Annotated in this window: 9 protein-coding genes and 1 riboswitch; of the genes, 3 read left to right on the top strand and 6 right to left on the bottom strand. The window is 46.6% G+C overall.

Going from position 1 to position 11,422, the window contains the following annotated elements; translation table 11 throughout:
• The 6 genes from OEZ43_15730 to OEZ43_15705 form a co-directional block, all read right to left on the bottom strand.
• Positions 1 to 543 (bottom strand): hypothetical protein, encoded by a 543-nt coding sequence (locus OEZ43_15730; GenBank protein MDH5547042.1) that lies wholly within the window; start codon positions 541 to 543, stop codon positions 1 to 3.
• An 85-nt stretch (positions 544 to 628) separates the two neighbouring features.
• Positions 629 to 1,822, bottom strand: coding sequence for a beta-lactamase family protein (locus tag OEZ43_15725; GenBank protein MDH5547041.1), 1,194 nt, complete (start codon positions 1,820 to 1,822; stop codon positions 629 to 631).
• 2 nt (positions 1,823 to 1,824) lie between these two features.
• A complete protein-coding gene (locus OEZ43_15720; GenBank protein MDH5547040.1) occupies positions 1,825 to 2,418 on the bottom strand; it encodes a hypothetical protein in 594 nt (197 codons plus the stop codon).
• A gap of 252 nt (positions 2,419 to 2,670) precedes the next feature.
• Positions 2,671 to 3,798: a ribonucleotide-diphosphate reductase subunit beta gene (locus OEZ43_15715; protein ID MDH5547039.1), complete on the bottom strand. Its 1,128-nt coding sequence runs from the start codon at positions 3,796 to 3,798 to the stop codon at positions 2,671 to 2,673.
• Between the two features lie 11 nt (positions 3,799 to 3,809).
• On the bottom strand, positions 3,810 to 6,593 hold the full coding sequence (locus tag OEZ43_15710; GenBank protein ID MDH5547038.1) for a ribonucleoside-diphosphate reductase subunit alpha: 2,784 nt from the start codon (positions 6,591 to 6,593) through the stop codon (positions 3,810 to 3,812).
• Positions 6,594 to 6,697: 104 nt separating this feature from the next.
• A riboswitch (cobalamin riboswitch) is annotated at positions 6,698 to 6,911 on the bottom strand.
• A 208-nt stretch (positions 6,912 to 7,119) separates the two neighbouring features.
• The gene (locus OEZ43_15705) at positions 7,120 to 8,574 is read right to left on the bottom strand and encodes a DASS family sodium-coupled anion symporter (protein MDH5547037.1); all 1,455 of its coding nucleotides are present in this window, start codon (positions 8,572 to 8,574) and stop codon (positions 7,120 to 7,122) included.
• A 407-nt stretch (positions 8,575 to 8,981) separates the two neighbouring features.
• Here OEZ43_15705 and OEZ43_15700 point away from each other — a divergent pair, with 407 nt between their 5' ends.
• From OEZ43_15700 to OEZ43_15690, 3 genes are all read left to right on the top strand, one after another.
• Entirely contained in the window at positions 8,982 to 9,899 is a 918-nt protein-coding gene (locus OEZ43_15700) for a LysR substrate-binding domain-containing protein (GenBank protein ID MDH5547036.1), read from the top strand.
• Positions 9,900 to 10,084: 185 nt separating this feature from the next.
• On the top strand, positions 10,085 to 10,582 hold the full coding sequence (locus tag OEZ43_15695) for a hypothetical protein (protein MDH5547035.1): 498 nt from the start codon (positions 10,085 to 10,087) through the stop codon (positions 10,580 to 10,582).
• 429 nt (positions 10,583 to 11,011) lie between these two features.
• On the top strand, positions 11,012 to 11,269 hold the full coding sequence (locus OEZ43_15690) for a hypothetical protein (GenBank protein ID MDH5547034.1): 258 nt from the start codon (positions 11,012 to 11,014) through the stop codon (positions 11,267 to 11,269).
• Positions 11,270 to 11,422 lie beyond the last annotated feature (153 nt).

Genomic DNA, 11,422 nt, shown 5'->3' with positions numbered 1-11,422 from the left:
CTATGGCGCATCACCCTGTAAAACACTAAACGTCAGGCTGAGATTTCCTGCCTCCTTGTCCACCCGCATGCTAAGTTCGTCGAATTCACCGATCATCCAGCGCATTGTTAGTATCATATCGTTTTGTTTAGTCTTTACAGGCTTGCCGAGGGAGATCTCCAGTTTTTGGAGAATTTGCTCGATGTCCATCTGGGATAGTCCGGGAAAATAGATGATTGCATCCAATAGCTCCCATTGGTCTTTTGGGTCGCCCCCTCCAGAGCGTTGGTAACGGAATTTCAAAACACCGTCAATAAAATGAGGGTAGCCGCGCAGAAAACGGTAACGCTTATCGTTATAGGTTTCTTCAACTTCGAAATTGTACGGCTTTAGGCTATCGCGGAGTTTTTCTGGTGAAAGCGAAGTGAGCTTTGCCCCAACACTCCAATGAACAAAACGTTCAAGTTCGCCCGCTTCGGGTTCTCCACCGGCATTGACAAAAGCCATACATCCTGTCAGTAACAGTATCTGGTAAATTAGAAAAAAGCTAAATATGTTTTTCATATCGTTCATTTGCAGTCTGGCCTGCAGAGCCATCTATGTTTGTCGCTCTTGCGCAGAAATGGAAAGATCATAGCTTGTGTCGTCTTCAAAAGAGTATAGCCTCTACCTTCTTGGTAAAATCCCCCATCAGACCTTTTACCTTGTATGACCCAGTCGCAGAGTTTGCCAGGTAGATGACCGTCGTTTGTTGTTCGACGTAGTAAATGATATTGGCGTTGTAGCCATTGAGTAACAAACCATCGTGTGAGTAATAGCTTCCCGTATCGGTCGTGGTTTTCACCAGGCCAAGCCCATAGTGTCGGGTCTTGCTGGTGTTGTTGTATGGATGTTGTGTCCAGTTTTGTATGGCGTCTATCGAAGCCTGAGTCAGATAGCCCGCGTTGCTGTCGAGTATGGCATTAAAAAATGTATACAGGTCGAACACATTCGATATGGCACCGCCATGCGCGGTTCTCGCGCCGCCATCGGCGAGGGTGTTGTTGCGAAACTTGCCATTGTCGAAAAAATCCAGATAACCCTGGGCCTGTCCAGGTGTGTAGCTTGTGCTGGCGTCATAGACCGTACTGTTCAACCCTAGCGGTATAAACATATATTCATCGAAAAGTTGAGAAAGCGGTTTACCCGTAGCATTCTCAAGTACGAGATCGACGAGTAAATAGTTAGTGTTTGAATAATGATGGCCATTACCGGGTTTAAAGTAGGCATCCACGCCGTATATATATTCCAGGCGTTCCATAGTCGACGGGCTATGATCTGGATTATCCATATTGCCGATCAAGTCCAGGCCGCCGCTAATCGCGAGAAGATATTCGGGAATGCCACTGGTGTGATTCAATAGTTGTTCGATCGTGACCTGATCGAGATTCGCGACTTCTTTCACCAATGCGGCATCCAGATAATTCGAAGCCTTATCAGAAAGATTGATTAAGCCCTCTTGCTGCAACTTCGCCGCGAGTGCGCCAACCAAGGTCTTCGTGGTACTGCCCAGCATCGACTTCGTACATGTTTTAAAACTCGCATTGGCCGCGATATCGGCCTTGCCCAAGGCGCCCACCCAAAAACCGTCGGCGGTGTGTATCAGTGCCGAGAAACCTGTCACGCCTTGAGACTGAATTTCGCTCATGGCCTGTAACAGAGCGTCATTGTGTGGATGAAGACTGCTATCGACGGCGAAATCGTCGCTACAGTTATAACTGTTTACATCATAGGTCGGGTCTTTGATGCTGCACGCCTGCATACTCAGGCTTAGTACAACGATTGGAATGAGTTTCTGTCTCATGACTAAAATCGAAACCCCAAGGCCAAATACTCATGTGGCAAAACCGGTGGAAAAGCGAGAAACGTCAACTCGACATCCAGTCGGTATTGCATATACAGCGCCTTAATCCAGTGACGCTCGGAAAAGTTATAAGCGACTTCCACACCTAAAGGCACGAAAAAACTCCCTCGTCCATAGTCGCGTACCTGTGTAAATTCGCCAGTGTCGTTTTGTTTGTATACTGCGGCGTCTTCAAACGTATACATAAAGCCCAGACCGAGATTACTCCATAGGTCCACCCCGGCAGGAAATCGATAGCCAAGCGCTATTGTATAGTTGCTAAAAAAACCGTTTTGATAATACGGCTGGCGATATGCACCCGCGATCAGTCGATGTTGGTAATTGAGCTTCCACGCTGGACTAGTAGCAAAATGATATCCGTAGTTCATGCCGTATCCGGCGAAACGGCTGGACACCTGGCTGGAAAAAGGAACGCCGATGCGGTGGGACGTCAAGCCTATTCCATGTTCCGTGCTGGCAGGCGTTGAATTTGTACTTGCAGTTGCTGGAAACACGATAGCAAACAATACAAACAGGCTGCCAAGAAGTATTGTCAACCGAGGATATCGTATGTCTTGGATTATCATGCACTGGTGTATATACATCGATTTCGAACCGGGAATCAAAAAGGAGTTGAACACACCGTTGTAGGATAGTCTGCTTTGTTATTCAGGACAAGCTAATCTAGAAGTAACAAATACTACAATACCAGAACTCAGAATTGGTTGTGCGATTCTCTAATAGAGAAAGGAAAGAAAGCCCCACACAATGTTGATGCAGGGCCATAGCCAATTTCTAAAAGCTTAATATCAATCCCAATTCAAACTACTACCCGTCTGATACTCCGTCACCCGCGTTTCAAAAAAGTTTTTTTCCTTGCGGATATTTGCCTGTTCGTCTAACCACGGTAGTGCGCACTGAGCACCGGGGTAGGGCTCGTCTATCCCCAGTTGTCGAGCACGTCTATTGGCTATAAAACGAAATTGTTCGATGTGGTCTGATGCGCTATAGCCAACGACAGGCGTTTGTAAAATATAGTTGGCATAGCACCGTTCGGCATCCTCTGCCTCTTGCCACATCTCGGCGAGGGCTTGTGGGTCTGGGCTGATGTTTTCCTCAAGCATGAGTTGTTTTACCGTGCGAATACCAAAACTACAATGCATGACTTCATCACGCATAATGTATTGCAGTTGTTCCGAGGTGCCCTTCATCAGTCCACGGCGTTGTAGCGCGAAGATCGGGCTAAAGCCGTTGTAAAACCAGCAGCCTTCAAAAACGGCGGCAAAGAACAGGTATGACATCAAAAACTCATGCAGATCTTTTTGCTGTCGCAGATCAATGTCTGGGCGTAATACCGCATTGAGTCTTCGGTTGGCGATTTGTATCTTGCCGTGTATCTCAGGCACCACGCGATAACGATTGTAGATCTCGCTTTGATCCAGACCGATGGTTTCGATGCAGTGTTGATACGTCCACGTATGTAGTGCCTCTTCGTAGACCTGTCGCGCCTGATAGATTTGCAATTCCGGCGCGCTCATCTTTTCCATCACCGCCAGACCGACATTGCGCATGGCGAGAATATCCGAGGTAGTCAGATAGGCGAGGACATTTTCATACAAATGTTTTTCCGCATCGCTCAGCTTGTGGTGATAGTCCTGCACGTCTTGGGACATATTGATGTCCAGAGGCGTCCAGTGATTCTTATTGGCGTTGAGAAAATATTTCCACGCCCAGGGGTATTTAAAAGGCGCGAGTTGGTTGATATCCACATCGCCGTTGACGACGCGCTTGTCTTCCACCGAGACCGCTTGCTGTGCAGCTTTTGGTGGAGTGATTCTGTCGATTAGTCGCTCCAACGCCGGTTCTTTGCTTGTTTCGCGCAGTTTGTCGGAAGTCGGTTCTGTTTCAAGATTAAGTGGATCATCCCAGTTATACATCGTGTTCTCCTTTACTGGCAGGCTTCGCAATCAGGATTGTCTATCGAACACACAGCAGCGCTTGTTTCACTAAGCGCACGTGTTCTGACTTTCTCTACATGTGTCGCACCCAGTGTGCGGAGATAGTAAGTCGTTTTCAGGCCGCGCACCCAGGCCAGTTTGTAAAGACTGTCCAGGGCCTTGCCGTCGGGTTGTGCCAGATACAGATTGAGTGACTGTGCCTGATCGAGCCATTTCTGGCGTCGGCTGGCGGCTTCGATTAACCAACGCGAATCTATCTCAAATGCTGTGGCGTATTTTTGTTTCAAGGCCTCGGGTATACGTTCGATTTTCTTAACCGATCCGTCAAAGTATTTCAAATCGTTGACCATCACATCGTCCCACAGATCTCTGGCCTTGAGATCCCTGACCAGATGTTGATTGATCACTGTAAACTCACCGGAAAGATTCGACTTGACGAAAAGATTCTGATAAGTCGGTTCAATAGATTGTGATACGCCGCAGATATTCGATATCGTCGCCGTCGGTGCGATGGCCATGCAATTGGAATTGCGCATTCCCTGGCGTTTGATTTTTTCCCTTAACTCATCCCAGCTCAGGGTCGAGGTATTATCTACTTCGACGAAACGACCCCGTTGCTGACGTAGGTCATCGAGTGTATCAATCGGGAGTTTTCCCTGGCTCCACAACGAGCCCTGGTAACTGGCGTAAACACCGCGTTCGCTGGCCAAATCCGAAGAGGCATCAATGGCCAGATATGAAATCGTTTCCATCGACTCATCGGCGAACTTAATCGCCTCCGCAGAGGCATACGGGATATCCAGTTGATATAAGGCGTCCTGAAAACCCATCAGGCCCAAGCCAACCGGACGGTGCTGGAGATTGGAGCTGCGTGCCAGTTTAACCGCGTAATAATTATATTCGATGACATTATCGAGCATACGCATCGCCGTGCGTACCGTTTTGCCCAGTCTGTCCACATCGAGTCGACCGTTGTCGATATGTTTGGCGAGATTAATCGAGCCGAGATTACACACCGCAATTTCCTTCTCAGAGGTATGCAACGTGATTTCAGTACATAGATTGGAACTATGCACCACGCCCTGATGCTGGTTGGTATAGCGGATATTGCACGGGTCTTTAAACGTAATCCACGGATGTCCGGTTTCAAACAACTGCGCCAGCATCTTGCGCCACAGGCCTAGTGCCGACACGCGTTTGTATATGCGCAGCTCATTGTTCTCTGCTTTTGCCTCATAGTTTTCGTAGCAGGCTTTAAATGCCTGGCCACTTAGCTCATGAAGTTCCGGCGTTTCGTCAGGCGAGAACAAGGTCCAGTGACTATCATCGGCGACGCGTTCCATGAACAAATCCGGTATCCAGTTGGCGCTATTCATATCGTGAGTGCGGCGTCGTTCGTCGCCGGTGTTCTTGCGTAGTTCGAGAAACTCTTCGATATCGATATGCCAGGTCTCCAGATAAGCGCAGACGGCACCCTTGCGTTTGCCACCCTGATTCACGGCGACAGCGGTATCGTTGGCGACTTTTAAAAATGGCACCACACCTTGTGATTCGCCGTTTGTGCCCTTGATATGTGCGCCTAGACCACGCACCGGTGTCCAGTCATTCCCAAGGCCTCCGGCAAATTTCGACAATAAGGCGTTATTCTTGAGTGCATCGTATATACCGCTCAAATCATCCGGCACCGTCGTTAGGTAACAGGAGGACAGTTGTGGTCTGAGCGTCCCAGAGTTAAACAGTGTCGGGGTTGAACACATGAACTGAAACGACGACAACAGTTCGTAAAATTCGATTGCGCGAGTTTCACGGTCGATTTCATTAATCGCCAGCCCCATAGCCACACGCATAAAAAACGCCTGCGGCAATTCCAGGCGGCGGTTTTGTTTGTGTATGAAATAGCGATCGTAAAGGGTTTGCAGGCCGAGATAGTTGAAATCAAGATCACGCTCAGGTAGCAATGCGCTACCGAGTTTTTCCAGGTCGTACTGCGCCAGTTCGGGGTCGAGTAGTTGCTCATTGATGGCGTGGTGTATGTAATCAACAAAATTCTCCGCATAACGTTGGTGTACGGATTGAATTGACAGGCGAGCGACTAATCCTTTATCGAATGAACGCAAAACCTCATGGTAGAGATCATCTAAAAGCAATCTCGCTGCCACATAGGAATAATTGGGTTCCTGTTCAATGTGTGAGCGGGCGTTCATTATCAACAGGGTAAAAAGATCTTTTTCCTTGATGCCGTCGAACAGGTTCTTGCGTGTTTCATCAAGAATGCGTTTGGGATCGACGCCATCGAGATCTTTGCAACACGCGTTTAAAATTTGATCTAACTGTAGTGTTGCAATGGCAAGGCGCTGACCGTCAAAAGCGGTGTAGTTGGGGGTATCGTTGTCATCAGAAGGCGTTTGCTCTTCTGCATGACGTTGTCGGGCGTGTTCTTCGCGGTACAGCACATAGGCGCGGGCCACTTTGTGATGTCCGCTACGCATCAGAGCCAACTCTACCTGGTCCTGGATATCTTCGATGTGTAGTGTGTCTCCAATAGGCGGACGTCGAAACAAACTTTCAACCACGAGTTGGCAGAGTGTTACTGCGGTATCACGGGTTTTGTGTGCATCCGCGGCGTTTCCCTCGACTGCAAGCAACGCCTTGGTAATCGCATTTTGAATCTTGCTGGCATCGAAAGCAGTAAGCTTTCCGTTGCGGCGTATTACCTGATATTGAGTGAGTTGTGTGGATGTAGTGTCGACGACTAATGACGCGTTAGTGCTCATTGACTGGCCTTTAAAGATTATGGCCACAACGCTAGAAACAGAAGAGGAATACCTCAACTTCCGACCCTATCGCGAGGCCTGTTGAAACACTTCAGACGATGTACGCTGAAGATCAATGTTTCGGCAGGTATTCGGACTTAGGGGCGAGACCAGATGGTCACCTAGGCTACGGCTTCCCGTGCGTAAACACAGTGCCTGCATTGCTGCTGGTAGCGTTCGTTCCCCAATACCGCTGCGCGACAGTCCCGGATTCTCACCGGGTTCCCTGTTTCCACGAGCACTATATGTAGTGGTCGAACCGAAGACGAGGCACAAGATAAAGCAGGAAAAAGAATATTACAACTTTTATTTTTTTGTCTGGCGAGAGGAGAGGGGACAAGAAAGAGTGCCAATATTTCTGCACTGGCCGAGTTTAGCGGACTGCGCGGACAAATTAAATTTTCAATTCAAAATACTCTGCCTGAAAAGCACACAAATACTAAACGTTAATCTGGAGTGCGAAGTAGGTCAGGCCTCATTAAACTTCTTAACCACCTGAGGCGGCAGGCAATGACAAGTCCGTAATCAGTGGCACTAGATAAACGATATATAGTGTTATCAATATTGCTCCGATGATATTCAGTGCAAAACCTGCCTGCGCCATCTGTGCGATGGTCACTTTGCGGCTGGCAAAGACAATGGCATTCGGTGGAGTTGCCACCGGCAGCATAAACGCAAACGACGCAGACAGGGCGACGGCGACCATCGTCATAAACGGATGTAAATGTAACGCAATGGCAAGCGAACCCATAATGGGTAGTAAGATAGATGCAGTTGCCGTGTTCGAAGTGACTTCGGTGAGAAATACGACGACGAGTACTATCATGCCGATTAGCATAATGATGTCGATACCCCGAAGAACAGAGAATTGCGCGGCAACCCATAGCGTAAGACCGCTCTCGCTAAATCCCTCGGCCAGTGCGAGGCCGCCCCCAAAAAGAATTAGTATGTCCCAGGGAATACTTTTTGCGGTTTTCAAATCGAGGAGTCGCGGCCCAAACATTTTTTTTGCCGGGGTGAGGAATAGCAGTAATGCACCTACCATCGCAATACCCGCATCGGAAACCCGTAGTAAGGTGTTTGTCGGGATTAAACCCTGAAAAAGCCAGCCGCAGACAACCAGTAGAAAAATGACCAATACGCGTTTTTCCGTTGAGCTTGTTCTGCCAAGTTGCCCAATTTGTTTGCTAACATCGAAATCATATGTTGGCGTGTTGGAAGATGGGATAGACATGCGCAGATATGCCCAGGTAATGAGTAGCATTGACAGAGACAGGGGCAGAGCGATCTTCATCCAGTCGATAAAGTGAATACTTATACCATATTGCTGTTCGACGATAGCTGCCAGTATGGCATTAGGGGGCGTGCCTATCAACGTAGCTATGCCACCAATAGACGCCGAATAAGCAATGCCTAGCATAAGTACAGTAGCCAGGCTTCTTGAACCGCACTGAGTTTTTTCTCCCGGTTCAAGCTGTCGAATAACAGCGGCTGCAATTGTAACCATGAGCAAAGCCGCTGCCGTGTTGCTGATCCACATGGAGAGAAAAGCAGTCGCCAGCATAAAGCCAAATAACAGTTTTGCGGGTGTTGTTCCCGTAAAGCGTAGAGTATGCAGCGCAATACGCAGGTGTAAATTCCACTTCTCCAGTGTAGCAGCGATCAAAAATCCGCCGAGAAAGAGAAATATCAGGTGATGTGTATAGGCGCCGACAATCTGGTGTACATCAAGTACGCCTTTCATAGGAAATAGCGCTACGGGGATGAGCGCGGTGAGGGGAATAGGTATAGCCTCGGTAATCCACAATGCTGCCATTAGCATAGCAGTGGCCGCGACCAACATTCCCTGCTGGGACAAACCGTCGGGTACAGGGAGTAACAAAAATAGAAAAAACAGTCCAGGTCCGGAGATCAGCCCGGTGATTTTCTGTTTGCTCAACATAGTCGCAAAAACGGATATGTCCGGTTAAATGGCATCGACTGAAATTGTAACATTGAATTTTGTTAGTTATACAATTCCGAACATGAAACCTGGAGTGTCACTACTTTAAGATGTACAACACTTGAGTTGCGTGACTATATAGGGGATTGCCTGTTAGTGATGGCTATTTCGGCGTTTCAGGTATATACTCCATCGGTACTGAGTCGCGTTTTTATAGGTCTTTTTAGGGTCTATCACCTTATATTCCATAGCTTTCATTTCTATGTTTCCTGTGTGCAGCAGGGCTTTCTCAATACTTGATCAATATGTCACACGACGCTACCAGGAATAATCTCTCTATCAACCAGCTATGAGCATTTCTGTTGAAAGACAATAGGCTCATTAGTTTCAATATAAAGGAAAATATTGTGTTACGCGCCACCATAAGGCAAATGCAGATTTTCGAATCTGTTGCCAGGCATCTGAGCTTTACTCGCGCAGCTGAGGAGCTGTTTATCACGCAGTCTTCTGTCTCACTTCAGGTGAAACAACTGTCTACGTCTCTTGATACCGTACTGATCGAGTCGGTCAGTAATAAGCTGTACCTAACGCAGTCTGGAAAGAAGATGCTGCAACATTGTCAACATATTCTGAGAGAATTGAAAGATGTCGAAAATGATATGGCGTCGTTTGTAGATAAGCCACAGGGAAAAATCAGTATTTCCGGGACTATTACCAGTCAATTTTTCTTGCCTAGGGTGTTTGGTGGGTTTAATAAAAAGTATCCGGAAATCGAGCTTGAAATGAAGGTTGTCACTCGTCCGGAAATAGACGAACGTATGTCGCATAATAAAGACGACCTTTATATTGTTTCACGAAAGCCAACACATATGGATGTGGAAATAATACCTTTTGTTGAAAATCCCATGATAGTTATTGCGTCCATGGATCATCCACTGGCAAACGAAAAAAACATTTCTCTAGAGCGATTGATGGAGGAAAAGTTCCTAATTCGGGAACCTGGGTCGTCAACTCTAAAAGAGATAGAGAAGTTTTACAAGACGCATAATATAAAGCTTAGGCCTCATATGATTCTGGGCGGGAATGAGGCGATAAAACAAGGTGTAATTGGTGGTCTTGGTATCTCAATTCTTTCGCTATTTACCTCAGTTTTGGAAATAAAACTGAATATATTGAAAAACCTGAACGTCACCGGATTCCCGATCCAGGGGCAATGGTATTTTGCGTATCCGGCGGAAAAAAAATTACCCGGTGTCGTCAATTTGTTTACCGACTATGTTCAAACAGAAGGGCGGGAAATAGCGAATAAGTGCCTGGAGTTATGATGCATCTAACATTGAAAACCTGGCTGCAAGGTGTCGTTTTTCAACGCATTTACTTTTATCAATAGTAGGTAACAAAACTTCCAATTTCACACATGCCGTATACTCCCGGATAATGATCAACATTACGAAGACAAAAGGATTGTTGCTCGTAGCGTTTACCACTCATTTATCAAAGGATTCAAAATATGAACACTCTCACTCAAAACGCCTCAAAATTCATGTCACCAAAAAACTCGATGATGAATATGGAACAAAGAGGGTTTTATCTTGTCCTTGGGCTCGGCATTGTAGTTATGGCGATGGCATTCCCTCCAGTATCCAAATTGTGGATGGCAACGATTAATATCACAGGAATAGTTCTTGTCATGCTATCCATAGTCGGAAAACGTATGCTTGCAACGCGCAAGGAAAACGGTACCTGGTTGGAGCCAAAACAGTTTACCAGCATAGCTACCGCAAGCATCGGTATTGCTCTTTCAGTCCTGGCAATTGCAAGTCCACCAGTGTCAACCTCAATTGCCGCTTTCGTTCACATTCTCGGTATTTTTCTCGTGATCCATTCCATTCTTGATGCAGGTTCGTTTTTGAGAACACGGACTATTATAGGAAATCAAGTGTACACGCTGGAACCTACGACGAAGGGCAACACCATGTTTATTCCGCCTTTAAGAACGGCAGCATAGAAAGGACGTCAGGTTTTATAAACAGTAAACTAGGTACTTCTCAGGACCGGCAGCAATGCCGGTTTTTTTTTGTCAAAGAAAATATACGGTTTTGCCGATATACTAATACGGCTTGTTTATGCAGTAGAGAAAGGATCTATTTTGTACCGAAAATGGCATAAGATCGGGAATGCGACTGCGTGGTGAAATAAATCACTCACTGGAGATAAATTCTGTTACTATTATGGACACTCATCAACTATTAGACACCCTTCTTTCGTGTGTCGCCTTTCACGGACTCTCCATGAAGCACCTATCTCGGACCAATAGAAATCAACTTTTCCAGAACTGTCATAAACCGAGGTTCGCGCGGCTTGTAGTTTACACTGTCAATAGTAGCAGTTGGTCCCGCTTAAGAGCGGGCATTTACGATAAAGGAAATACTTAATTATGATACCGGAAGTAGATGACTATTCAGATGACTTATTGTATCGCGTTGATGCGGTAGAGCATGCAGAAGCGCCGGAAGGAATGCCTGGTGGTGTGTGGCATAGCTATGTTATCAGGCGCGGTAAGTCGAAAATAACAGGTTTGAAGAAGGGCTCACGCTTTGATGTTATGCAACATGCTGAGTCTATGACGGAAGCGTTCAACGAACGTATGAGTAGACACAGTGTTTCATATGTTTCAAGAAGAAAGAAGAAATAGAGAACCGGTTTAGCTATTTTTACTCTAAACAGAACGTTAACTATCTATACAGATGAGCGAAAAGTCTATTGTCACTAGACGAGAGTTTTTACGCTATCGTCCTTTATAGGCGTGAATACTATGAATACTTGTTTTGAACATGTATCGCAAGAA

The sequence above is a fragment of the Gammaproteobacteria bacterium genome (genome assembly GCA_029881255.1).
Classification (GTDB): domain Bacteria; phylum Pseudomonadota; class Gammaproteobacteria; order S012-40; family S012-40; genus JAOUMY01.
The sequence above is the reverse complement of the archived record's forward strand: the minus strand, read 5'-3'. Positions and strand labels throughout refer to the sequence as shown.

Coding starts and splice junctions, on each gene's coding strand:
- OEZ43_15730 (MDH5547042.1), bottom strand. CDS start 543: ATGAAAAACATATTTAGCTTTTTTCTAATTTACCAGATACTGTTACTG.
- OEZ43_15725 (MDH5547041.1), bottom strand. CDS start 1,822: ATGAGACAGAAACTCATTCCAATCGTTGTACTAAGCCTGAGTATGCAG.
- OEZ43_15715 (MDH5547039.1), bottom strand. CDS start 3,798: ATGTATAACTGGGATGATCCACTTAATCTTGAAACAGAACCGACTTCC.
- OEZ43_15710 (MDH5547038.1), bottom strand. CDS start 6,593: ATGAGCACTAACGCGTCATTAGTCGTCGACACTACATCCACACAACTC.
- OEZ43_15705 (MDH5547037.1), bottom strand. CDS start 8,574: ATGTTGAGCAAACAGAAAATCACCGGGCTGATCTCCGGACCTGGACTG.
- OEZ43_15695 (MDH5547035.1), top strand. CDS start 10,085: ATGAACACTCTCACTCAAAACGCCTCAAAATTCATGTCACCAAAAAAC.
- OEZ43_15690 (MDH5547034.1), top strand. CDS start 11,012: ATGATACCGGAAGTAGATGACTATTCAGATGACTTATTGTATCGCGTT.